Origin of the sequence: Pseudomonas sp. NPDC087342, assembly GCF_044744265.1 — a bacterium.
Classification (GTDB): Bacteria; Pseudomonadota; Gammaproteobacteria; order Pseudomonadales; family Pseudomonadaceae; genus Aquipseudomonas; species Aquipseudomonas nunensis.
The window spans coordinates 1-23,347 of the sequence record NZ_JBIUXZ010000018.1; the positions used below are offsets into that span (position 1 = coordinate 1).

Consider the following 23,347-nt stretch of genomic DNA (forward strand, 5'->3'; position numbering starts at 1 on the left):
GGGTTGCAGGACGTTCTTGCCCAGCATGCGCTGGTAGCGAGAAATGACGTCGCCGATGGTGTAGTTGCGCACGTGCCCCATGTGTAGCTTGCCGCTGGGGTAAGGGAACATCGACAGGCAGTAGAAAGTCTCCTTGCCTGGCTGTTCACTGACTTCAAAGGACTTTTGCTCGTCCCAGAACGACTGGGCGGCGGCTTCGATTTCACGGGGCTGATATTGTTCGTGCATGGCTACTTTTGAACTGAATAGGGGTGGCCTAATCCTCTTCAATGCAACGCCGGACGGTGATCACGCCAAATCGGCGGTTCGGTGTCCAGGCGAGCTGGAAGTGGAGTTACAGGAAGCGCCGTAGCATACATGACCGCACTCTATCGAGGGAAACCCTGATTACAGGCACAAGACCCCTTCAAACCTGCCGCGAGGGCCGTTGGTCGCAGGGTTCAGCCGGTTTGTTCATGGAAGCTAAGCTCCTAAATGGGGAGTGAGTCTTATCTTCAATGAGGTGAGGGATGGTTGAGTCACAACGCAAAGTTACAAAACCGGAGCTGTATGAGCGACTGATCGATCGTCTGGGGATGGCCCTGGATGCGGCAAAAACCGCTGATCGGTTGCGTGATGAACGTCCCCTGGAGCTGGAGTTGCGTGGTTTGAGCCCCGCAGAGTTTGCATTGGTCAAGGCGTATCTGGATCGCAGTGAACGTGAAACCCACGGATGCTTGTCTGAAGCAGTGAAGCAACTCGACGCACCACGTTCGGCCAAGATCATCTGGCTCAAGGACAAAACACCCGGCAGGGACGCGGTAAAGGTCCGGTCTCTGCAATTCAAGTAAGGGCACTTGAAGCCATGCCACATGGTTTTTTGAAGCATAGTCCTTCCGTATTAGTTGTCGCATTGCGTCAACCCACTTAGGCTTCGGGCATCTCTGGAGATGCTCGATGCCTTTTCGTTATTTCGTGAAACAACTTCTATTGCCCCCTGGCATTCTTTTGCTGCTGCTGGCGCTTGCCTGGTGGTTGCGCCGCTCCCGGCCGCGACTGGCCGGATTGTGCTTTGCATTGGGGTTTGGCGGCTTCTGGCTGATGAGTTTGCCGGTGGCGGTGCAATGGAGCGCCAAGGCTTTGGAACGTGAGCCAGCGCTGGCGCTGGATGAGTGGGCAACCCTGGGCCAGCGCGCGGATGCGATCGTGGTGCTGGGATCGGGCCGCGAGCGGGGCGATTCGGCGTGGGGTGCGGACCAGCCGACGGGCGTAGGCCTGGAACGTCAGCGCTATGCCGCGCGATTGGCCAAGGCGTCTGGCCTGCCGATCCTCACCAGCGGCGGCCTGCACTACGACACACCGCCGACGGAAGCCAAGTTGATGGCAGATTCATTGCTCGATGATTTCGGCGTGACCGTGCGTTGGCAGGAAGGGCGCAGCCGCACGACTTGGGAGAATGCGCAGTTCAGTGCCCAGGTGTTGTTGCCGGAAGGGATTAAACGCGTAGTGGTGGTGACGCAAGCCTGGCATATGCCGCGTGCGGTCTGGAGTTTCAGGCAGGCGGGATTTGAAGTGGTGCCCGCGCCGGTGGGGTTTCTGGGCGTGGACAATGCCCGGCCGCTGGGCGGCTGGATGCCGGAGTTCAAGTCGATCTGGCAGAGCGGGCAGTTGCTGAATGAGGCGGTGGGGCAGGTGGGGTATTCGGTGTTTTACCGCTGAAGATCAAAAGATCGCAGCCTCGTTTCACTCGACAGCTGCTACAGAGCACGCACTCCCCTGTAGCAGCTGTCGAGTGAAACGAGGCTGCGATCTTTTGCAGGCGCCGCGATTAAACGGTTTTCGCCATCCGGCTGGCAATCAACGCCCAGCCAAACAACAGCACACACACAATGATCAGCGGCCACGAACGCCATTCAAGGTACGGCGTCAGGTTGTGCATCGGCACCACTTCGCCATACAGAATCCCTTGTTCGAACTGCGGAATCTGCGCTGTGATCTGCCCGAACGGGTTGATCAGACCGGTCACGCCATTGTTGGTGGCGCGGATCATCCAGCGGCCAGCCTCCAGCGCGCGCATCTGCGCCATTTGCAAATGTTGCAGCGGGCCGATGGATTTGCCGAACCAGGTGTCGTTGCTGATGGTCAGCAGCAGATCGCTGCGGGCGGCCAGGCTGGCGGCGAATTCCGGGTAGACCACTTCATAGCAAATGAATGGTGCGATCTGATAACCCTTGGCTTGCAGCATGGCCTGATCGGCCGGTCCGCGAGCAAAGTCCGACATCGGCAGATCGAAGAACGCGATCAGCCCGCGCAACACATCCTGCAACGGAACGTACTCGCCGAACGGCACCAGTTTCTGCTTGAGGTAAGTGCCGTCGCCTTCACCGACCACGGTGATGCCGTTGAAGAAACGGCGCTCGTGCCGCACTTCCTGGCGAATCGGCACGCCGGTAATCAGCGCGGTCTTACGTTCTGCGGCGAAGTTTCCCATCATGCTCAGGTAGCCCTCGGCGGACTCCTTGAGCACCGGTACTGCGGTTTCCGGCCAGATCAGCAGGTCGACGCGCTTGGAGCTGAAGCTCATGTCGCGGTACAGCGCCAACTGCGCGTTGAGCTGCGCCGGGTCCCACTTCATGCTTTGTTCGATGTTGCCCTGGATAGCGGCGACGCTCAGCGCCGGGCCGGCAGGGCTGGTCCAGGCATGTTGCTTGAGCGCGATGCCCGCCACCCATGGACCGGCCAGCAATACAACACCAGCCGCAATAAAGCCTTTGCGGTCTGTGCGAATCAGCCGTGGAGCGTTCCAGATCAGCGCTGCCGTCAAGGCCAGGACGAAGGAAATCAGCCACATCCCGCCAACCGGTGCGAGCCCGGCCAATGGGCCGTTGAGCTGGCTGTAACCGGAATAGAGCCAAGGGAAACCGGTAAGAAACCAACCACGAAACGCTTCCTGACCCACCCACAGCGCGGCAAACGCCAAGGCATCGGCCAGCGGCGCTTCGTTACGACGCAACCAGCGCGCCCAGATCCAGGCGGGCAGGGCGAAGAACCAGGCAATCGCGGCGGTGAAGATCAGCATCAGGAAACCGGCCAGCAGCACCGAAGCGCCGCCGAAGTTGTGAATGCTGTAGTAGATCCAACTGGTGCCGGCGCCGAACAGGCCGAAACCGAAACACCAGCCACGGCCCAAGGCCTGACGAGGACTCAGTTCACGCAGACCGGCATAGAAGAAACCGACCGCCAGCAATGCCAGCGGCCAGATATCGTACGGCGCCAACGCCAAGGTGGTGATTGCACCGGCCACCACGGCCAGCAGATTACCGGGCCAGCCGGGACGGGTCAGACGGTGCATTTCAATCCTTAGGAATTACCGGGCAATTGGAGTCAGGCGCAGCAAATGAATCCGACGGCTGTCGGCGTTCAGGATGCGGAAACGATACGGGCCGATTTCAGTGATTTCGTTGCGTTTTGGCAAGTGCCCGAACGCGCTCATCACCAGGCCGCCCACCGTGTCGAACTCATCATCGGAGAACTCGCTGTCGAAGAACTCGTTGAAGTTCTCGATCGGCGTCAGCGCCTTGATCAGGAAGTCACCGCTGGGCAGTGGCTTGATGTAGCTGTCTTCTTCGACGTCATGCTCGTCTTCGATGTCGCCGACGATTTGTTCCAGTACGTCTTCGATGGTCACCAGACCGGCCACGCCGCCGTATTCGTCGATGACGATGGCCATGTGGTTGTGGTTGGCGCGGAACTCACGCAGCAGCACATTCAGGCGCTTGGACTCCGGCACGAAGGTGGCCGGGCGCAGCAGGTCCTTGATGTTGAAGCTGTCGCCGTTCTCCTTGAGGATCAACGGCAGCAAGTCCTTGGCCAGCAACACGCCCATCACGTCATCGTGGCTTTCGCCGATCACCGGGTAGCGGGAGTGGGCCGAGTCGACCACGGCGGGCAGGAACTCGCGAGGTGTCTGGGTCGCCTTGATGCTGACCATTTGCGAGCGCGGGACCATGATGTCCCGTACTTGCAGGTCGGCAACCTGGATGGCGCCTTCGACGATGGCCAGCGCTTCGCTGTCCAGCAGTTTGTTTTGGTGTGCGTCGCGCAGCAGCTCCAGCAGCTCCTGGCGGTTCTTCGGCTCGTGGGCAAAAGCCTGGGTGAGCTTACCCAGCCATGACTTCTGCCCGTTGCTCGATCGATCTTCGCTCATAGCGATTACTCTGAATCCTTTGTTGTAACGATAGGGGATGTTTCGGTTTCGTCGTCCGCATAAGGGTCGGGATAGCCCAACTCGGCAAGCAACGTTCGTTCCAGTGCTTCCATTTCCTCGGCTTCCTCGTCATCTATATGGTCGTAACCAAGCAGATGCAAGCAGCCGTGAATGACCAGATGCGCCCAGTGGGCCTTTAGTTCCTTTCCTTGTTCCGCGGCTTCGCGCTCGACCACCGCCACGCAGATCACCAGATCGCCCAGCAATGGAATATCGAGAAACTCATCGGGAACATCGGCCGGGAACGACAAAACATTGGTGGCGTAGTCTTTCTGCCGCCAGGTGAAGTTCAGTTCGCGGGCTTCTTCTTCGTCGACCAAGCGAATGGTCATTTCGGAATCAGCGGTGCGCTGGCGCAGGGCCAGTTCGCACCATTGGCGGAACTCGGCTTCGCTTGGCGCAGGTGCTTCAGTGGCCAGTTGCAGATCAAGCTCAAGCATCGTGGCGTTTATCCTTGGGCGCTTCATCGGCAACGCGATTCTCGAAGCGCTCGTAGGCTTCGACAATGCGTTGCACCAGAGGATGGCGCACGACGTCCTTGGGCATGAAATGCGTGAAGCTGATGCCCGGCACGTCCTTCAGGACTTCGATCACATGGTGCAGCCCGGATTTCGTGCCTTTCGGCAGGTCGACCTGGGTGATGTCACCGGTGATCACGGCAGTGGAGCCAAAGCCGATCCGTGTCAGGAACATCTTCATCTGCTCGACGGTGGTGTTCTGGCTTTCGTCGAGGATGATGAAGCTGTTGTTCAGCGTGCGACCGCGCATGTAGGCCAGCGGCGCGACCTCGATGACCTGGCGTTCGATCAGCTTGGCCACGTATTCGAAGCCGAGCATTTCGTAGAGCGCGTCATACAGCGGGCGCAGGTACGGGTCGATCTTTTGCGACAGGTCGCCGGGCAGGAAACCGAGCTTTTCGCCCGCTTCAACCGCCGGGCGCACCAGCAGGATGCGACGAATCTGCTCGCGTTCCAGCGCGTCTACCGCGCAGGCAACAGCCAGATAGGTCTTGCCGGTACCGGCCGGGCCGATGCCGAAATTGATGTCGTTACCGAGGATTTCCTTCACGTAGCGCAACTGATTCAAGCCGCGAGGGCGAATCATGCCTTTCTTGGTGCGCAGTGCGACGGAGGGTTCGGCGGGGGAGACGTTGTCCAGCTCTTCGACGGCCGATTCCTGCAGGAACAGATGAACCGTATCCGGCGACAGCTCCGTACCTTTGGTTTCCCGGTACAGACGGCGAATCAGATTTTCCGCGGAAGTGGTGTGCTTGGGTTCGCCGATCAGTTCGAACTGGTTTCCGCGATTGCGGATCTCGATGGTCAGGCGCTGTTCGATCAAGCGCAGATGCTCGTCGAATTGCCCGCACAGATTGGCGAAGCGGCGAGCCTCAAAGGGCTCGAGGATGAAGCGATGTGGTTCGATGGGTGCGTTCAAGGTCGTATTTAGCCGCCCTGGGGCAATTAAGATGAAATCAAGGATAACGCCAGAGGGCTGGGTGCGAAAGCTCTTAAATAAGATGCCGGACTTTGGTGCTTAACCTGTGGCGAGGGGGCTTGCCCCCGTTCGGCTGCGAAGCAGTCGCAAAATACTTGGGACCGCTTCGCGATCCAACGGGGGCAAGCCCCCTCGCCACAAAAGCCCGACATCCACAGGGGGGGCGGTGTTATTGGATCAGCGAGCCCCGCAGCGAGTGCGGCTGTGCGGCATCGATGTGCACGTCGGCGAACTGGCCAATCAGGGTTGGATTGTCGCAGCGGAAGTTGACGATACGATTATTCTCGGTCCGGCCTTGCAGCTCGCCAGGGTCCTTTTTCGAATAATCGGTAACCAAAATACGCTGGGTCGAACCGACCATTTGTCGGCTGATCTCGAAACCCTGCTGATTCAAGCGATGTTGCAGCGCGTTCAGGCGTTCTTTCTTCAGCTCTTCCGGCGTCTCGTCGGCCAGGTCTGCCGCCGGAGTCCCCGGGCGTTGGCTATAAACGAACGAGTATGAGAAGTCGAAACCGACGTCTTCGATCAGCTTCATGGTCTGCTCGAAGTCTTTCTCGGTCTCGCCCGGGAAGCCGACAATGAAGTCTGAGCTGATGCAGATCCCCGGCACGGCGGCGCGCAGCTTGCGCAGTTTGGATTTGTATTCCAGCGCGGTGTGGTTGCGCTTCATCGCTGACAGAATGCGGTCCGAACCCGATTGCACCGGCAAGTGCAGGTGTTTCACCAGCTCTGGCACTTCGGCGTGGGCCTGGATCAGGCTGTCGGAAAATTCCAGCGGGTGCGACGTGGTGTAGCGAATCCGGTCGATGCCATCGACGGCGGCGACCACACGGATCAGCTCGGCGAGGTCCGCCAGGCGCCCGTCGTGAGTGGTGCCGCGATAGCCATTGACGTTCTGCCCCAGAAGGGTCACTTCACGCACGCCGTTTTCGGCGAGGTGAATGATCTCGGCGAGTACGTCATCAAACGGCCGGCTGACTTCTTCACCGCGGGTGTAGGGCACCACGCAGAAGGTGCAGTACTTGCTGCAGCCTTCCATCACTGACACATAGGCGCTCGGCCCGTCGATGCGCGGCTCGGGCAAGTGGTCGAACTTTTCGATTTCCGGGAACGAGACGTCCACTTGCGGCAGCTTGGTGGCGCGGGCGGCGTCGATCATTTCCGGCAAGCGGTGCAGGGTCTGCGGGCCGAACACCACGTCCACATACGGTGCGCGATCGCGGATGGCGGCGCCTTCCTGGCTGGCCACGCAACCGCCAACGGCAATCACCATGTCCGGATTGGCGAGTTTCAATTCGCGCCAGCGGCCGAGCTGGGAATACACCCGGTCCTGGGCGCGTTCGCGGATGGAGCAGGTGTTGAGCAGGATCACGTCGGCATCTTCAGCGCGAGCGGTGACTTCCAGGGCCTGGTGTTCACCCAGCAGATCGACCATGCGCGAGCTGTCGTACTCGTTCATCTGGCAACCGTGGGTTTCGATGTAAAGCTTCTTGGCCATGGACAGAGTCATCACGTGATTCAAAGAACCGCGCATTATAGGGAACATGTCCCAAGGTTCCTACCGTTGTGCGTCCGGCGGCTATGCTATAGTTCGCGCCCTCATTTTTATCCCCAATGTGTTGCCCGCCCACCATGACCAAACGTGAAGCCCCAATCTACAAGGTGATTTTCCTCAACCAGGGCCAGGTGTACGAAATGTATGCCAAGCAGATCTATCAAAGTGATCTGTGGGGCTTCCTGGAAGTGGAAGAATTCGTCTTTGGCGAGCGCACGCAAGTGGTCGTCGATCCGAGCGAAGAGAAACTCAAGGCTCAGTTCGAGGGCGTGGTGCGCAGTTTTGTGCCGATGCATTCGATTGTGCGCATCGACGAAGTCGAGCGCCTGGGCACGCCGAAAATCAGCGAAGCCCGTGGCGCGGTCGGCAATGTGATGCCGTTTCCGATGCCGATGCCTGATAAGTAAGACCGAGTCGCTCCCTTCGCGGGCAAGCCTCGCTCCTACAGGTATGCGTTGTTTTCACGGCTTGCATCAAACCTGTAGAAGCGAGGCTTGCCCGCGAAGAGGTCAGAAAGATCGAAGCTGAACTTAAGGCAGCGGCGAAAACGGCGTACGCCCATCCGCGCTTTGTAATTCCATCAGGTATTTACGGAAGATTTGCCCCAGCACTTGGGTAGCAACTTCCAGATCTTCGCGGGGCATTTTCTCGGCGACTTCGTCGGCGGTGTCCAACGCATCTTCTGCGCCGTTGACCGCGGCCATTTTCAGCACGATATACGCCTGAACGTTATTGGCCGGCACGCCTTCGCCGTGGAAGAACATGGTGCCGAGTTTGAATTGCGCCTGGGCGTGGCCTTGCAGAGAGGCTTTTTCGAAGAACGCCAGGGCTTTATTGAGGTCACGCGGCGTGTTTTTGCCGTCGTAGTAGAACTCACCCAACTCGTATTGCGCTTGCGCATCCCCCTCATCCGACGCTTTCTGGCAGGCGGCAAGCGCTTGCGTCAGATCTTGCGGCTGAGTATTGAGGGTGCAGCGACCCATCGCTGGGATCAACAACGAGTTGCCGCCTGCTTGTGCGTGCGCGAGCAGGGGCTGAAGGAGCAACAGGCAGCCCAATGCAAGGGTGCGGCCGGTGCGGTTCATGGGAATCGACTTACCTCTGAAGGGCGCGCGGACCCATCGAGGGATCCAATAAGCGCGCATTATGAAATAAGCAGGGCCAACCTTACAAAGTCTTTACTCGTTTTTCTGCTGCGCGGGGAATATATCGCCCACTTTGCGGGAGATTATTGGCACAAGGGTGGGAAAAGACACAGGAATGTAGGTAAAAGCTGACGCTGGCAATCGCCAACGTCAGCGGCACAGCATTATTTCAGTGCGGCGAAAGCGCGTTCAGCGGCATCCAGGGTCAGTTTCAACTCGGTTTCGCCGTGGGCGATCGAGGTGAACCCGGCTTCGAATGCGCTCGGCGCCAGGTACACGCCACCTTCCAGCATCAGGTGGAAGAAGCGCTTGAACAGATTGGCGTCGCTGGACATCACGTCATCGAAGGTCACGATGTCGTCGGCGCCACTGAAGTACAGGCCGAACATGCCGCCTGCCTGAGTGGTCACGAATGGAATGCCCGCCGCATCGGCGCGTTGTTGCAGGCCGTCGAGCAGGCGGCTGGTGTAGTCGCTCAACTCGGCGTGGAAGCCCGGACGGCTGATCAGGCGCAGGGTAGTCAGGCCAGCGGCCATGGCCAACGGGTTACCGGACAAGGTGCCTGCCTGGTACACCGGACCCAATGGCGCGATGTGCGACATGATTTCGCGCTTGCCGCCGAAGCAACCCACCGGCATACCGCCACCGATGATTTTGCCGAAGGTGCTCAAGTCTGGCGTCACGCCGAAATGCGCCTGGGCGCCGCCGAGTGCCACGCGGAAACCGGTCATCACTTCGTCGAAGATCAGCACCACGCCGTGCTTGTCACACAGCGTGCGCAGGCCTTCGAGGAAACCCGGTGCTGGCGGTACGCAGTTCATGTTGCCGGCCACCGGCTCGACGATGATGCACGCCACATCCTGGCCGACTTCGCCGAGCATGGTTTCCACCGCGTCGATGTCGTTGAACGGCAGGGTCAGGGTGTGTTTGGCGAAGTCAGCCGGTACGCCTGCCGAACTCGGTACGCCTTGGGTCAACAGGCCGGAACCGGCCTTGACCAGCAGGCTGTCGGAGTGACCGTGGTAGCAGCCTTCGAACTTGATGATCGCATCGCGGCCGGTGAAACCACGGGCCAGGCGAATCGCACTCATGGTCGCTTCGGTGCCGGAGCTGACCATGCGCACCATTTCCATCGATGGCACGATCGAGCAGACCAGGTCGGCCATCTCGGTTTCCATCGCGGTCGGGGCGCCGTAGGACAAGCCGTGTTCCAGCTGTTTACGCACTGCGTCCAGCACGTCCGGGTGGCTGTGGCCGAGGATCATCGGGCCCCAGGAACCGACGTAATCGACATAACGCTTGTCGTCTTCGTCGGTGACGTAGGCGCCTTCGGCGTGTTTGAAGAACAGCGGCGTGCCGCCAACGCTCTTGAACGCGCGAACCGGCGAGTTCACGCCACCGGGGATGTGTTTTTGGGCATCGGCAAACAGGGTTTCGGAACGAGACATGATCGGGCTCTCAAATCGGATTTTAAGCTACTTAATAGAAAGCAGTTCGTTGAAGGCGCGGGCGCGGCGGGTCACTTCAGCCGTGCTCTCGGCGCCAAACAGGCCATGCACGACAGCCAGCAGATCGACCCCATGGGCCACCAGCGGCGCGGCGTTTTCCAACGTGATGCCGCCAATCGCGCAGATCGGCAGGTGCAGTTTGCTGCGGGCCTGATCGAGCAGGTCGAGGCTGCACGTCGGGGCGCCGGGTTTGGTGTTGGAGTTGAAGAAGCGGCCGAAGGCGACGTAACTGGCGCCTTCCTTGGCGGCTTGTTCGGCGAGTTCGAGTTGCGCGTGGCAAGTCGAACCGATGATCGCCTGGCGACCCAGCAGCGCGCGGGCCGGGGTCAACGGGCCGTCGGTCTGGCCCAGATGCACGCCGACGTTCAGGCGCGCGGCCAGTTCGGCGTCGTCGTTGATGATCAGCTGAGTCTTGTAGCGGTCACACAAATCGCGCAGGGCTTCGGCCTCGCGCAAACGCCGGGCCTCGTCGCTGCTCTTGTCGCGGTATTGCAGCAGCGTGACGCCGCCTTCCAGCGCCGCCTCCACGTACGAAAGAAATTTACCGGCCAGTAACTGGCTATCGGTAATGGCATACAGGCCACGTAGTTTCATCGGGCAAGCCTCTGCGCATTACGCATCAAGAGTTACGAACAAAAATCCAGCGGCAGGCGGCGCGGCACGAATTGGCCTTTGCCCAACTGCTCGGCATCCCGCAGGGTGCGCCACGTGTAGTTAAGCGCGGTCTGCACGGCGCTGGCGAGGTTTTCACCCTGGGCCAGACGACCGGCCAAGGCGCTGGCCAGTGTGCAACCGGAACCGTGATAACTGCCGGGCAATCGCTGGCAGGTGAAGGTTTCGCGGCGACCGTCGCGGCTGTACAGGCGATTATGGATTTCGTGTTCGTCGCCATGGCCGCCGGTGATCAGCAGGTGTTTGACGAAGGGCAGGAGTTTTTCCGCGCACTCGTCCGCGGTGCCGTCAGGCAGTTCGGCGAGGATGCGCGCTTCGGGAAGATTAGGGGTGGCAATGATCGACAGCGGCAGCAGGCGTTCGCGCATGGCGTAGCCGACTTCATCCTTGCCCAGGCGTCCGCCGCCACCGGCACGCAACACCGGGTCGCAGACCACCGGCAAATGCGGGTGCGCCGAGAGCAGTTCGACAACCGTGTCGACCATCTCCAGGGAACCGAGCATGCCCAGTTTGACGGCCGCGACTTCGGAGTCGTTGAGCACGGCATTGGCCTGGGCCAACACCCACTCACGATCGAGGACGCGGAAGTCAGTGACGTTGACCGTGTCTTGCACAGTCAGGGCAGTGACGGCCGGGGCCGCATGACAACCCTGAGCGAGCAGGGCTTCGATATCTGCCTGCAAGCCGGCGCCACCACTTGGGTCGTGGCCGGAGAGACAGAGGACAACGGGGCGAGAGCTGTAGATATTCATGGTGCGCGAGCTTACCACCAGTCGACCAGCGAGTCATGACGGCCCACGTAGCAGCTGCCGAAGCTGACGCCCGGCCTCGTACCTGCTGCTGAACGTGACGCCGATCCCCGTAGCAGCTGCCGAGCAGCGCGAGGCGGCGTTCGGCGGCGAAGCCGTCGTCAAACCTGATCACTCGGTCTTGCTGAAACACCGCGTCGCCTGATTTCACGACGGCTTCGCCGCCGAACGCAGCCTCGCGGGCTCGGCAGCTGCTACGAGCAAACAGCTCTATCTCAGGGTGTGGCGCTGGAACGCCCGTTCTAGAGCCTCTGTAGGAAAAATTTCAATGGTGCTCAATGGCCATCAACGGCTATGCTAGAGTGGATCCAAACCAATAACAGGTAATACCGGTTTTACGTCTACTCAAAAGGAAAGGGGGGGCTTCCTGACTAAACCGGACAGGCCACGCTGGGGCTTAAATGCGCTATTTGCTGATGTTGCTGTTGTGCTTGCCCCTCCTGGCGAGCGCCGTTGAATTTGACGAATTCACCCAGAGCCTTCCCATGGGTCGAACCATGCAGGTGTACGAAGACGCGGGCGGTCAGGCGAGCATCGCCGATGTGCGTGCGCAAGCCGTCGCCGGAAACTTCAAGACTCACGATAAAGCCACCCTCAACGCCGGTTATTCGCGTTCGGTGTTCTGGCTGAAAATCGACCTGCACTACCGCCCGACCAATCCGCAGGCGCAGCGGACCTGGTTGCTGGAACTGGCCTATCCGCCCCTCGATCACCTCGATCTGTATCTGCCGGATGCTGGCGGCGACTATCAACTGATCCGCCGCACCGGTGATGCCCTGCCGTTTGCCAGCCGCGAATTTCGCCAGAACAACTACCTGTTCAATCTGGACTTCAAGCCCGATCAGGCGCGAACCGTTTACTTGCGCCTGCAAAGCCAGGGCTCGATCCAGGCGCCGGTGACCTTGTGGTCAAGCACCGCTTACCTCGAAGAACAGCCCGTGCGTCTTTATGTACTGGGCCTGATCTACGGCGTGTTGCTGGGGATGGTGGTCTACAACCTGTTCATCTACCTCAGCGTGCGCGACACCAGTTACCTCTATTACATCTTCTATATCGCCTCGTTCGGCCTGTATCAGCTGTCGGTGAACGGCGCGGCGGTGGAGTATTTCTGGCCGGACAACCCTTGGTGGGCCAACGCCGCGACGCCATTCTTCATTGGTTGCGCCGGGCTGTTCGGCAGTCAGTTCGCCCGCAGCTTCCTGCAAACCGCGCAACACAGTCGCTGGCTCGATCGCGTGCTGTTGGCGCTGATCGCGTTTGGCGCGGTGGTGGTCGGGTTGTCGCTGATGACCAGTTACGCCCTGGCCCTGCGCCTGGCAACCACGCTGGCGTTGATCTTCACCGTGGTGATTTTTGCTGCCGGGATCTTCGCCTGGGCACGCGGCTTACGCGTGGCGCGCTATTTCATCATCGCCTGGTCGGCATTTTTGCTCGGCGGCGTCGTCAATACGCTGATGGTGCTGGGTTACTTGCCGAACGTGTTCCTGACCATGTACGCCAGCCAGATCGGCTCGGCGATCGAAGTGGCGCTGCTGTCCCTGGCGCTGGCCGATCGCATCAACGCCATGCGTGAGCAGCAGGCGCAAACCCTGTTCGATGCCGGTCAGAAGCTTGAAGTGTTGAACCAGCAACTGGCCCGCAGTAACAAGCTCAAGGACGAGTTCCTCGCGACCCTGACCCACGAACTGCGCACGCCGATGAATGGGGTGATCGGTTCGCTGGAATTGATGCAGACCGTCGAGATGGACCCGGAACTGGAGCAATACCAGCAAACCGCCGCCGGCTCGGCGCGGGACATGATGCGCATGGTCAACGGCATCCTCACCCTGACCGAATTGCAGGCCGGCAAGCTCAAGGCCTACCCGGACACCTTCAGCCTGCGCGGCGTGGTCGAGGCGTTGCGCGTGCAGTTCGAGGGCAATGCGTCGAGCAAGTCCCTGGACCTCAAGGTTGAAGTCACGCCGGGATTGCCGGATCGCCTGCTGGGTGACAGCAGCAAACTGGCGCAATGCCTGGAATGCCTGCTGGACAATGCGATCAAATTCACCCGGGTTGGCGGCGTGGCGCTGCGGGTGACCGGCAAGACTGTGGAAGAGGGGCGACTGGCCCTGTCCTTTGCGGTGATCGACACCGGTATTGGTTTTACCGACTTGGGGGAGGCGACGATGTATCAGCGCTTCTTCCAGCTCGACGGCTCGATGACCCGCGAATACGGCGGTCTGGGCGTTGGCCTGGCGATTTGTCGGCAACTGGTGGAATTGCTCGGCGGACGCCTGACCCACCGCTCCGAACCGGGGCGTGGCAGTCGTTTTCAACTGGATGTCGAGGTTGATTTGCCGGTGGTGGAAGCAGTGCCTGCGTCCTCGATGACCCGCGACACCTCGCGTCTGCGTCTGCCTCAGGACTGCACCGTGCTGCTGGTCGATGACAACAGCATCAACCAATTGGTGATGCGCGGGATGTTACTCAAACTCGGATTCCGGGTGCGCACAGCCGACAGTGGCGCGGCCGCACTTGACCATTTGCAGCGTAACGTCTTCGATGCGGTGGTGCTCGATTGTCAGTTGCCGGCTCAGGACGGCGCGTCCCTGTGCTGCCAGATCCGTGGCTTGCCGGGCTGTGCCGAGGTACCCGTATTCATGGTCGCGCAGAGTATTGATCGGGAACATTGCCCGACGGGGGCGCTGATCGATTACCTGAGCAAACCGGTTAAATTCGAGGATTTGCAGGCGGCGCTTTATCGTCGGGTGCTTTGTCCGAAACAAGGTGAAAGCGCCGACATTTAGGCAGGTATGACACTTTGTTCAGCCAAGGGCCGGTGCTTAACTGAGTTCCTGGCTGACCAAAGGAGCCCCGTCATGAACCTGCATCAGTTCGCCGAAACCCACGAAGTCACCAACCAGCCTCCGTCGCTGGACGGCACCAATCTTTACCGTATCGACCTACCATTACAGGAGTGGTCGCGACGTTTTGGTGCCGGTTGGGCCGAGTCGCGGATCGACGCTTACGGCGCTCTGGCCGGCGGGCCGCTGATGGAGGCCGGGTTCCTGGCCAATCAGAATAAACCGGTATTCGTCAGCCATGACCGTTATGGGCATCGCATCGATCTGGTGGAATTTCATCCGGCTTATCACGAACTGATGCGCACTGCGGTCGAACACGGGTTGACCTCATTGCCTTGGGCGCATCCGCAATCCGGCGCGCATGTCGCCCGGGCCTCCATGACTTACTTGCACAGCCAGGCCGAGGCCGGCAGCGGTTGCCCGTTGACCATGACCTTCGCCAGCGTCCCGGCAATGCGCCTGCAACCGAATCTGGCCGAGCAATGGCTGCCGAAAATCCTCGCCACCGAATACGACCCGCGCAATGTCGGCATGGCCCACAAGGCCGGTGTCACCATCGGCATGGCCATGACCGAGAAACAGGGCGGCACCGACGTGCGGGTCAACACCACCAAGGCGTATCCGGTCGGCGCCAGCGGGCCGGGCCAGGCGTATGAACTGGTGGGGCACAAGTGGTTCTGTTCGGCGCCGATGTGCGATGCGTTCCTGACCCTGGCCCAGACCGACAAGGGCCTGACCTGTTTCCTGTTGCCGCGCCATCGCCCGGACGACACGCGCAATCAGTTCTACATCCAGCGCCTGAAAAACAAACTCGGCAATTGCTCCAACGCCTCCAGTGAAGTGGAGTTTCGTGGCGCGCTGGCGTGGATGATCGGCGAAGAAGGCCGGGGCGTGCCGACTATCATCGAGATGGTTGCCATGACCCGCTTCGATTGCATGGTCGGTTCCAGTTCGCTGATGCGCCAGGCCCTGACCCAGGCCAGTCATCACTGCGCTCACCGCACGGTGGGCGGCAAGTTGCTCAGCGAACAACCATTGATGCAGAACGTCCTCGCCGACCTGGCCCTGGAAAGCGAAGCCGCCCTGGCGCTGAGCCTGCGCATGGGCAAGGCGCTGGATCATCTGGATGACAGCCACGAAGCCAAATTCGCCCGGCTGGTGACGGCGGTGGGCAAGTACTGGATCTGCAAACGCGCGCCGGGAATGATCAACGAAGCCGCCGAATGCATGGGCGGCGCCGGTTATGTCGAAGAAAGCATCCTGCCGCGCCTGTACCGCGAAGCCCCGGTGAATTCGACGTGGGAAGGTTCCGGCAACGTGCAATGCCTCGACGTGCTGCGGGCCTTGTCGAAAGAACCGGGCGTGCTGGATGTGCTGTTCAGCGAGCTGGGCGATGGGCATGGCGACAAGCGTCTGGCAGCGCACATCACGCAATTGCAGGCGGCATTCAAGGACACTAGCGACATTCAATACCGCGCGCGGCAGTTGACCGAGGATATTGCGCTGGGGCTTCAGGCCAAGTTATTGCTGGAGGCTGGCAACTCAGCGGTCAGTGATGCATTCATTGCCAGCCGCCTCGGCTCGGCGGGGCGGGTGTATGGCGCGTTGCCACGAGGGCTGGATGTTGAGGCGATCGTCGCTCGTTCAACTCCGCATCTGTGATCACCACCAAGCCCCTGTGGGAGCGGGCTTGCTCGCGAATAGGGTGTGTCAGTCGACATCAATGTGGCTGACCCACCGCCTTCGCGAGCAAGCCCGCTCCCACAAGGGATCTGTGGTAATCATGGCATCAGGGTCAGCATTCCACTGTTCCCGTCCGACGACGATGCAGGCAAGATGAAGGTCTGCAAGTCAGAACACAGGAAGCTGATCGTGACCGAAGCGTTTATTGTTGTTCAAACCGCCGAACAAGCCGTAGACCGGCTCGCCGCCCTGCATGAGCAGGCTACTTCTGCGCTGAATCAGGCGCTCAAGCGTTACCTCAAGGATCGTATCGAACCGGACGCCGAGCAGCGTGCGATGTTTCGTTATCCCGAATTGCGCTTGACCTACCTCTGCCAGGGCGAAGTCCCACAGACCACCCGTGCCTACGCCAAAGTGCAGTTGCCGGGGACCTACAGCGTCACCGTCACCCACCCGGCAGCCTTTCGTAAATATTTGCTGGAACAGCTGGTGCCATTGATGCACGACTTCACCGTCACGGTGGAAGTCGGTGTGAGCAAGCAGAACATTCCGTATCCGTACGTGGTCGAGCAGGGCGATGAACTGGCCGGCTCCGGTGTGACCGCCGCCACGCTGGCGCGGGTGTTCCCGAGCACCGACCTGTCCGCGGCCACCGATGGGATTGCCGATGGCTTGTACGACTGGGAAAACACCGATCCGCTGCCCTTGGCCCTGTTCGATGCGGCGCGGGTGGATTTCTCTCTGCGTCGATTGGTGCATTACACCGGCAGCGACTGGCGGCATGTGCAGCCGTGGATCCTGCTGACCAACTACCACCGTTATGTCGACCAGTTCATCGTGCATGGCCTGGAGCAGTTGCGCAGCGATCCGCGCTTCGTGCGCATGGTCTTGCCGGGCAACGTGATCATCGAAAAGAGCATGGATCACGGCGAAGCTTCGGCGATTGCCGCTGGCGTGGTCTGGCACCGTTACCAGATGCCGGCCTATCACCTGATCGCCAGCGATGGCCACGGCGTGACCCTGGTAAACATCGGCGTCGGCCCGTCCAACGCCAAGAACATCACCGACCACCTGGCCGTGCTGCGTCCGCATTGCTGGCTGATGATCGGTCACTGCGGCGGCCTGCGTCAGTCCCAGACCATTGGCGACTACGTATTGGCTCACGCTTATATGCGCCGTGACGGGATTCTCGACCGGGTGGTGCCGCCGAACATTCCGATCCCGGCCCTGGCCGAAGTGCAGATGGCGTTGCAGCAAGCGGCGGCCAACATCACCGGCGAGAAGGGCGACGAGCTGAAGAAACGCCTGCGCACCGGCACCGTGCTGACTTACGACGATCGTAACTGGGAATTGCGCTGGGCCCAGGAACGACCGCTGATCAACCTGTCCCGCGCCGTGGCGGTGGACATGGAAAGCGGCACCATCGCTGCCCAGGGTTATCGCTTGCGGGTGCCGTATGGCACGTTGTTGTGTGTTTCGGACAAACCGCTGCACAGCGAAATCAAGCTGCCGGGTTCGGCCAACGCCTTCTATGAGCGTGCGGTCAGCCAGCACTTGAAGATCGGTATCGAGGCGGTGGACCTGTTGCGCACCGAACTCAATTCGTTGCACTCGCGCAAACTGCGCAGCTTCGACGAGCCGCCGTTCCGCTAACAGTCATGGTCATTTAGCGGTCAGGGCACTAGCATTAGCAGCCCTGACCGTTAGATGTTCTCTTTCCTCATGTCTCGTCCCCAACGTCCCGTTTCCCGCCGCCCTGGCGCGAAACCTGCGCCATCCTCATCAGCCCCGCGCCGTGTCGCCAAAGCGCCACCGGCCGAGCCGAAACTGATTCTGTTCAACAAGCCGTTCGATGTGCTGACGCAATTCAGCGACGGCGAAGGGCGGGCGACGCTCAAGGATTACATCGAGATCCCCGGGATCTACCCGGCCGGACGCCTGGACCGCGACAGCGAAGGTTTGCTGCTGCTGACCAACGACGGACAACTGCAAGCACGGATCGCCGACCCGAAACACAAACTGGCCAAGACCTATTGGGTGCAAGTGGAAGGCGAGCCGAGCGCCGAGCAATTGCAGCGCTTGCGCGATGGCGTCGAGCTGAACGACGGCATGACCTTGCCCGCCGAGGCGCGGCAGCTTGAAGAGCCCGAACTGTGGCCGCGCAACCCGCCGGTGCGCTTTCGCAAAAGTGTGCCGACCACTTGGCTGGAACTGGTGATTCGCGAAGGTCGCAACCGTCAGGTGCGGCGCATGACGGCGGCAGTCGGCTTGCCGACCTTGCGTCTGGTGCGGGTGCGGATTGGCGACTGGACGATCGAAGGGCTCGATCAGGGTCAGTGGAAGGAAGTGCCGGCGCGGTTATGAATGGTTTTCGATGTACGCGATGACCACGCTTTTGATGATGAACGCGAAGATCCCCAGGCCCAGCACGAAGAACAGGATCATGGTGCCGAACTTGCCAGCCTTGGATTTTTTCGCCAGATCCCAGACGATGAAACCCATGAAAATGATCAGGATGCTGACCAGGCCAGTCATCATCCACTCTTCAAAAACTGCAGGATCCATCGAACATCTCCAGCGCGGGCGGGGCTAAAAGGGCGGGGCGAGTATACGCCTATGGGGAATGACCGGGCATTGACCTGCGGCAGTGTGTCGCGGTCATTCGTCGCCTGTGCCGGCCTCTTCGCGGGCAAGCCTCGCTCCTACGGGTTGTCGTCGAGTCACGATTTCATGAACGACATCAAACCCTGTAGGAGCGAGGCTTGCCCGCGAAGGCGTCCTCAGCCACGCAGATGCGTCAACGGCAACTCAGTACTGTTCAACACCTGATTCAACACAAAACTCGACCGCACACTGGTAACGCCCTCAATTCGGGTCAAATGCCCCAGCAGCAGTTTCTGGTAGTGATCCATGTCCGGCACCACCACCTTGAGTTGATAATCCGCATCCATCCCCGTCACCAGGCTGCATTCCAGCACCTGCGGCAAGGTACGGATCGCCGCTTCGAAGTTTTCGAAACGCTCGGGCGTGTGGCGGTCCATGCCGATCAATACATAGGCCGTGAGGCTCAGGCCAAGCATCTTGCGATCCAGCAAAGCCACCTGACGCGAGATGTAGCCGTCGTCTTCCAGCTGTTTGACGCGGCGCGAACAAGGTGAAGGTGACAGGCCGATGCGTTCGGCCAGCTCCTGGTTGGAGATGCGCGCGTCGCGCTGCAATTCCGCCAAAATGCTCAGGTCGTAACGGTCGAGTTTGCTCATCAATCAGTCCTTTGTCGTAACTATTGCGGCGGATTATCTATCCAGGGTTAAAAATTGCGCAAGTGATGTTTATTTCAGCAATCTTCGCAATCCTCTGCCGACGCCTCAGGCCTATTCTTATTACCAGAATCACTGCTCGGACAAACAGTCCACAGCGACTCGCCCAATCAGGCCAGTCGCGGCCGCCACCCCCATCGGGGATGTGCCGGCCCCCGAGCTACACACTGTCCAGAAGACGGCGTGAGGTGAGCCGACGTCATAAGCGTCGAGCACGGACGAAGTTCTCAAAGGGAGGCCGACGGGTCTCCCTTTTTTATTGCCTGCGAAATAAGTTGCGTGACTGATAACCTGTTGCAGAACCGGCCTGTGCTTTTCCAGTCTTACGTACAGGCCCTAACCCGCAGTGAGGAAAAGCATGAAGTCGCGCATCTGGCGTTTGGCCGGTGTTGGTTTGCTGTGTGTAAGTGTCACTGCGCAATCGCTGGCCGATGAGCCGCAGAACCGAGGGCCCGAAGGTGTACCGCACGGGCGCGATCATGAACGCAATGATCAGGGCCATGGCGGCAACAACCAGCCACGCCCGCAGAATAACCCTCAACAGAATAATCAGCCGCGGCCGCAGAACAATCCGCAGCAAAATCAGCCGCGCCAGCAGAACAACGAAATCATTCGTGGCGATAACAGTCGCCAGTTCGAGCACAACGGCCAGAATCAGAATGGCCAGTGGCAGAACCGTCAGCCTCACGATGCCAACACCCAGGTTCGTCCTGCGCCGCCACCCCCGCAACTGCCTGCCAACAGTCTGCCGATCCAGGGCCGGCCCGACACCGTGCGCCAGACCCAGCAACCTCGGTACGGCAATTATCAGGACATCCCGCGACGCAACGATAACAACCAGCACTGGCAGGGCAACAACCAGGGCCCGCGTCCCGATGACCATCGCTGGGAAGGTCGCCCGAACGGGCATGGCAACGGCTGGGGTCCCGGTCCGCAGTACCGTCCCGGGCAAATGGTCGATCGCTTTCCGGACCGTAACTTTCGCGTGCCGTATCGAGGTCAGGATTACTTCTACTCCGGCGGCTACTGGTATCGCCCGCAAGGTCCGCGCTACGTAGTGGTGCAGCCACCGCGCGGGATTCGCGTGCACTACATGCCCGATTACGCGCGTGAAGTGTGGATCGGCGGGGCGCTGCTGTTTCTCGCGGCCGGCTCTTACTACGCCTACGAAGAAAGCACTCAGGATTATGTGGTGGTCGAGCCGCCAGTCGGCGCTCCGCAACCGCAACCGACCAGCAACGGCATTGACGTGACGGCGTATCCGGCCAACGGCCAGTCGCCGCAGCAAGTCGCCCAGGACGGTTACGAGTGCTCGCAATACGCGGTGCAACAGAGCGGCTTCAATCCGCAAACCGCGACGTACCAGCCAGATCCGTCAGTCGTGCAAGCCTACCGTCAGGCCCAGGGCAACTGCCTGAGCAGTCGCGGTTATCAGGTGACGTTCTGAGCCTTCGCCGCTAACACCACTTCCTGCGGGTCGGCGTGCACCAGCACTTCGGCTCGCGGGTAAGCGGCGTGAATCGCATCGGCGGCTTGATCGCTGATGCCATGGGCGACTGACAGGGTCAGCTCCCCCGGCAATTCCAGGTGCAACTGCACAAACCAATGGTTGCCGGAAATCCGTGTGCGCAAATCATGCGCGCCCAACACTCCCGGCACACCGCACGCCAGTTCCAGCATGTGCTGGCTCACGTCAGGCGGCAGCTCTTCATCCATCAGCACCGCAAAACTTTCCCGGGCGATCTGCACCGCGCTCCAGAGGATGTACGCCGCAATTCCCAGACCAAACCAGGCATCCAGTGAATGCCAGCCGAACCCGGCCAGTATCAGCGCCACCAGAATGCTGCCGTTGAGCATCATGTCGGAGCGGTAATGCAGGGAGTCGGCGCGCACCGCATTGGAGCCGGTTGCCTTGATCACCCGATGTTGCAGCATCAGCAACGCCAGGGTCAGCGCGAGGGAGAAAATGATCACCCCGATGCTGATCCAAGGCGCGCCCACCGGTTCCGGATGCTTCAACCGATCAAACGCCTGAAAGGCAATCAGCACCGCACTGCCACCAATGAACAACGCCTGGGCCATGCCCGACAGCGATTCCGCTTTGCCGTGGCCGTAACGATGATCGTCATCGGCCGGGCGCAAGGCGTAATGCACCGCCAGCAAGTTGAGCAATGAGGTGATGCCGTCGAGGGCCGAGTCGGTCAAGCCGGCGAGCATGCTCACCGAACCGCTCAGCCACCAGGCGATGGCTTTGGCGACGATCAACGTGCAGGCCACCGCCACGGAGGCGCGGGTCGCCAGCTTCAGCAGGCGAGCGTGTTCGAGGCTGGTGGTCATAGGTGCGGCAGTTCCTTTGAGTGCACGGAGTTACGCGGCAGGTTGCAGGCCGAACATGGCCAGTTGCTGGCTGCTGCCCTTGTGCTGGATCAGGCGTGGGTCATCCAGCGGGAAGCTGCGGCCCAGTTCGGTTTCCAGAATAGTCTGCAACTTGCGGTTATCGACCTGGCCGTCCGGGCCGATCGCTTCCTTGAGTTTTTCCGGCGCGACCTGGGCAGTCTTGCCTGGCTCGAAATAAATCGCGCCGGTGGCGAAGTCGACGGCAAACGCGATCAGGCCAGGGACGATGTAGAACAACAGGCCCACGGCATCGAGCACGGCAATGGCCGGGTCGATCTTGCCGTCGATCTGACCGCGACGATCCGGGTAGAAAATCGAACCACAGGCGGTCACCTGGGTCAGCAGGGTGGCGACCAGAACACCGCCAATCAGGCGAAAGGGAACACGCATAGGAAATCTCCTGGGTCATTTGAAAACGAATGGGCGTCTATATGAATTAGGACTGTGATTAACGCCAGACAGTTCGCCGTTATACTCGGCCCGGCAGGGCGTGCCCACCGTAAATTAGCGCCGTGTCTCAGTCCTGCGGGAGCAGCGTGAAGTTTATCGCTCCCAATGCGAGCACAAGATGACGCTGCACAGATTCGTTCGCTCAAAGCTCGGGTCCTTGAATGCGAGGAAATCGTCGTTGAACGTGCCGAAAGTGCTGCCCGGCCGGTGCTTCATCCCGTGATAAAACTCGTCGATCATCTTGTGTGCAAAATCGGTTTCACGCGGATAGGCGCTAATCACCGATTGCCGTTGTTCGTCGGTGAACTGCTCAAAACCACGCCCCGCCACGTCCATCCCGGCGCCGGCCTGCAGCAGGGCGATCTCTGGATGCATGTGTTGCGGAATGCCTGGCGTCGTATGCAGGGCGACGGCGTTCCAGACTTTTTCTATATCCCGCTCGCCAATGCCATGATTGCGCAGAAAATCACGCGCGGCATTCGCGCCGTCCACTTCGAAGCGAAGTTGACTCTGCCCGTACGCCGAGGTCAGGCCGATGTCATGGAACATCGAGGCCACGTAAAGCAGCTCGTGGTCGAAAACCAATTCCCTTTGCCGACCGATCAGGGCGCCCCAGCAATACACACGGGTCGAGTGGGAAAACAGTAACTCGCTTTCAGTGTCGCGAATGAGCTGCGTCGCTTCGTGCGCTAATGGGCTGTCGGGAATGCTGATGTCGACACGGGTGTTGATGGCCATGATGTTGCTTATCCTCCGATCTCAATACGCGTCAGTGCGAGCGCGCACGACAGCCTCACACGGCAGTAGCCTGTGGGACTCGTCGAGCTCCCTGGCGTGATGGGTTCCCCATTCGATCAACGACTCTAGAATCGGCCGCAGGCTTTCGCCCAGCGGGGTGAGCAGGTATTCGATGCCCTGGCGATCTTGGGAGCTGGGTTGCCGACTCAGCATGCCGTGTTCCTCAAGCGCCCGCAGTTGCTCGATCAGGACTTTCTGTGAGATGCCGGCAATCCGGTTTTCCAGGTCACAAGTGCGTTGCGGGCCATCCAGCAGCACATGCAGGATGACCGCTTTCCAGCGCCCCGAGAGGACGCCCAGCGCGCGCTCGATGGGCAGGCCCGGAAGTCTATTGATTGTCTTCATATGCAACCACTGACTAAACGGTGTGTAGATGGGGATGATGGGCGAAAAGTAGGCTTTCCTTCCGATCCATTCGACCGAAGGA

24 protein-coding genes are annotated in these 23,347 nt (G+C 60.2%); 8 read left to right on the forward strand and 16 right to left on the reverse strand.

The genetic code is table 11. The annotated features are described in order from the left end of the window. On the reverse strand, positions 1 to 228 hold a 228-nt coding region (locus ACIOYV_RS24940; protein ID WP_401327904.1), incomplete at its 3' end, for a class I tRNA ligase family protein. 281 nt (positions 229 to 509) lie between these two features. Between ACIOYV_RS24940 and ACIOYV_RS24945 the strand changes: the two genes are divergently transcribed. Further along, a complete protein-coding gene (locus ACIOYV_RS24945; protein ID WP_054052445.1) occupies positions 510 to 830 on the forward strand; it encodes a hypothetical protein in 321 nt (106 codons plus the stop codon). A 106-nt stretch (positions 831 to 936) separates the two neighbouring features. Further along, complete coding sequence (locus ACIOYV_RS24950; RefSeq protein WP_401327907.1) at positions 937 to 1,698, forward strand: YdcF family protein; 762 nt, start codon at positions 937 to 939, stop codon at positions 1,696 to 1,698. Between the two features lie 109 nt (positions 1,699 to 1,807). Here ACIOYV_RS24950 and lnt read toward each other — a convergent pair whose 3' ends face one another. From lnt to miaB, 5 genes are all read right to left on the reverse strand, one after another. After that, on the reverse strand, positions 1,808 to 3,331 hold the full coding sequence (lnt, locus tag ACIOYV_RS24955) for an apolipoprotein N-acyltransferase (RefSeq protein ID WP_401327910.1): 1,524 nt from the start codon (positions 3,329 to 3,331) through the stop codon (positions 1,808 to 1,810). Between the two features lie 15 nt (positions 3,332 to 3,346). After that, positions 3,347 to 4,186, reverse strand: a complete 840-nt coding sequence (locus tag ACIOYV_RS24960) for an HlyC/CorC family transporter (RefSeq protein ID WP_027924283.1) — start codon at positions 4,184 to 4,186, stop codon at positions 3,347 to 3,349. A 5-nt stretch (positions 4,187 to 4,191) separates the two neighbouring features. Continuing rightward, entirely contained in the window at positions 4,192 to 4,686 is a 495-nt protein-coding gene (gene ybeY, locus ACIOYV_RS24965) for an rRNA maturation RNase YbeY (protein WP_123509875.1), read from the reverse strand. Next, entirely contained in the window at positions 4,679 to 5,683 is a 1,005-nt protein-coding gene (locus ACIOYV_RS24970; RefSeq protein WP_054052453.1) for a PhoH family protein, read from the reverse strand. The genes ybeY and ACIOYV_RS24970 overlap by 8 nt, the downstream gene beginning before the upstream one ends. A gap of 229 nt (positions 5,684 to 5,912) precedes the next feature. Continuing rightward, the gene (gene miaB / locus ACIOYV_RS24975; RefSeq protein ID WP_161807683.1) at positions 5,913 to 7,241 is read right to left on the reverse strand and encodes a tRNA (N6-isopentenyl adenosine(37)-C2)-methylthiotransferase MiaB; all 1,329 of its coding nucleotides are present in this window, start codon (positions 7,239 to 7,241) and stop codon (positions 5,913 to 5,915) included. A gap of 134 nt (positions 7,242 to 7,375) precedes the next feature. Between miaB and ACIOYV_RS24980 the strand changes: the two genes are divergently transcribed. Continuing rightward, a complete protein-coding gene (locus ACIOYV_RS24980; protein WP_045062075.1) occupies positions 7,376 to 7,705 on the forward strand; it encodes a DUF1820 family protein in 330 nt (109 codons plus the stop codon). A 123-nt stretch (positions 7,706 to 7,828) separates the two neighbouring features. Here ACIOYV_RS24980 and ACIOYV_RS24985 read toward each other — a convergent pair whose 3' ends face one another. The 4 genes from ACIOYV_RS24985 to ACIOYV_RS25000 all read right to left on the reverse strand — a co-directional run bounded on the left by ACIOYV_RS24985 (position 7,829) and on the right by ACIOYV_RS25000 (position 11,375). Then, complete coding sequence (locus tag ACIOYV_RS24985) at positions 7,829 to 8,383, reverse strand: tetratricopeptide repeat protein (RefSeq protein WP_054052457.1); 555 nt, start codon at positions 8,381 to 8,383, stop codon at positions 7,829 to 7,831. A 224-nt stretch (positions 8,384 to 8,607) separates the two neighbouring features. After that, a complete protein-coding gene (gene hemL / locus ACIOYV_RS24990; protein WP_054616718.1) occupies positions 8,608 to 9,891 on the reverse strand; it encodes a glutamate-1-semialdehyde 2,1-aminomutase in 1,284 nt (427 codons plus the stop codon). 27 nt (positions 9,892 to 9,918) lie between these two features. After that, positions 9,919 to 10,545: a thiamine phosphate synthase gene (thiE, locus tag ACIOYV_RS24995; protein WP_054052461.1), complete on the reverse strand. Its 627-nt coding sequence runs from the start codon at positions 10,543 to 10,545 to the stop codon at positions 9,919 to 9,921. 32 nt (positions 10,546 to 10,577) lie between these two features. Continuing rightward, on the reverse strand, positions 10,578 to 11,375 hold the full coding sequence (locus ACIOYV_RS25000) for a hydroxymethylpyrimidine/phosphomethylpyrimidine kinase (protein WP_054052463.1): 798 nt from the start codon (positions 11,373 to 11,375) through the stop codon (positions 10,578 to 10,580). A gap of 458 nt (positions 11,376 to 11,833) precedes the next feature. On the opposite strand from ACIOYV_RS25000, the gene ACIOYV_RS25005 reads away from it, so the two are divergent. The 4 genes from ACIOYV_RS25005 (at position 11,834) to ACIOYV_RS25020 (ending at position 18,322) form a co-directional block, all read left to right on the forward strand. Continuing rightward, a complete protein-coding gene (locus ACIOYV_RS25005) occupies positions 11,834 to 14,218 on the forward strand; it encodes a 7TM diverse intracellular signaling domain-containing protein (RefSeq protein WP_401327920.1) in 2,385 nt (794 codons plus the stop codon). Positions 14,219 to 14,290: 72 nt separating this feature from the next. Then, complete coding sequence (locus ACIOYV_RS25010; RefSeq protein WP_401327923.1) at positions 14,291 to 15,937, forward strand: acyl-CoA dehydrogenase family protein; 1,647 nt, start codon at positions 14,291 to 14,293, stop codon at positions 15,935 to 15,937. Positions 15,938 to 15,982: 45 nt separating this feature from the next. Next, a complete protein-coding gene (amn, locus tag ACIOYV_RS25015) occupies positions 15,983 to 17,611 on the forward strand; it encodes an AMP nucleosidase (RefSeq protein ID WP_401327926.1) in 1,629 nt (542 codons plus the stop codon). A gap of 69 nt (positions 17,612 to 17,680) precedes the next feature. Continuing rightward, positions 17,681 to 18,322, forward strand: a complete 642-nt coding sequence (locus ACIOYV_RS25020; RefSeq protein WP_054052655.1) for a pseudouridine synthase — start codon at positions 17,681 to 17,683, stop codon at positions 18,320 to 18,322. Here ACIOYV_RS25020 and ACIOYV_RS25025 read toward each other — a convergent pair. Together ACIOYV_RS25025 and ACIOYV_RS25030 are read right to left on the reverse strand one after the other, a co-directional pair. Continuing rightward, positions 18,317 to 18,523 (reverse strand): DUF2788 domain-containing protein, encoded by a 207-nt coding sequence (locus tag ACIOYV_RS25025; RefSeq protein WP_054052468.1) that lies wholly within the window; start codon positions 18,521 to 18,523, stop codon positions 18,317 to 18,319. The genes ACIOYV_RS25020 and ACIOYV_RS25025 overlap by 6 nt on opposite strands. A gap of 215 nt (positions 18,524 to 18,738) precedes the next feature. Then, a complete protein-coding gene (locus ACIOYV_RS25030; RefSeq protein ID WP_054052470.1) occupies positions 18,739 to 19,218 on the reverse strand; it encodes an Lrp/AsnC family transcriptional regulator in 480 nt (159 codons plus the stop codon). A gap of 415 nt (positions 19,219 to 19,633) precedes the next feature. On the opposite strand from ACIOYV_RS25030, the gene ACIOYV_RS25035 reads away from it, so the two are divergent. Continuing rightward, positions 19,634 to 20,722, forward strand: coding sequence for a DUF6515 family protein (locus ACIOYV_RS25035; protein ID WP_054052472.1), 1,089 nt, complete (start codon positions 19,634 to 19,636; stop codon positions 20,720 to 20,722). On the opposite strand, the gene ACIOYV_RS25040 is transcribed toward ACIOYV_RS25035, so the two are convergent. The 4 genes from ACIOYV_RS25040 to ACIOYV_RS25055 form a co-directional block, all read right to left on the reverse strand. Continuing rightward, positions 20,707 to 21,612, reverse strand: a complete 906-nt coding sequence (locus tag ACIOYV_RS25040; protein ID WP_163911553.1) for a cation diffusion facilitator family transporter — start codon at positions 21,610 to 21,612, stop codon at positions 20,707 to 20,709. The genes ACIOYV_RS25035 and ACIOYV_RS25040 overlap by 16 nt on opposite strands. A gap of 30 nt (positions 21,613 to 21,642) precedes the next feature. Next, the gene (locus ACIOYV_RS25045; protein WP_163911555.1) at positions 21,643 to 22,062 is read right to left on the reverse strand and encodes a polyribonucleotide nucleotidyltransferase; all 420 of its coding nucleotides are present in this window, start codon (positions 22,060 to 22,062) and stop codon (positions 21,643 to 21,645) included. A gap of 153 nt (positions 22,063 to 22,215) precedes the next feature. Continuing rightward, positions 22,216 to 22,860, reverse strand: a complete 645-nt coding sequence (locus ACIOYV_RS25050; RefSeq protein WP_401327932.1) for an HD domain-containing protein — start codon at positions 22,858 to 22,860, stop codon at positions 22,216 to 22,218. A gap of 21 nt (positions 22,861 to 22,881) precedes the next feature. Further along, positions 22,882 to 23,265, reverse strand: coding sequence for a winged helix-turn-helix transcriptional regulator (locus ACIOYV_RS25055; protein WP_401327935.1), 384 nt, complete (start codon positions 23,263 to 23,265; stop codon positions 22,882 to 22,884). Positions 23,266 to 23,347: the final 82 nt, after the last annotated feature.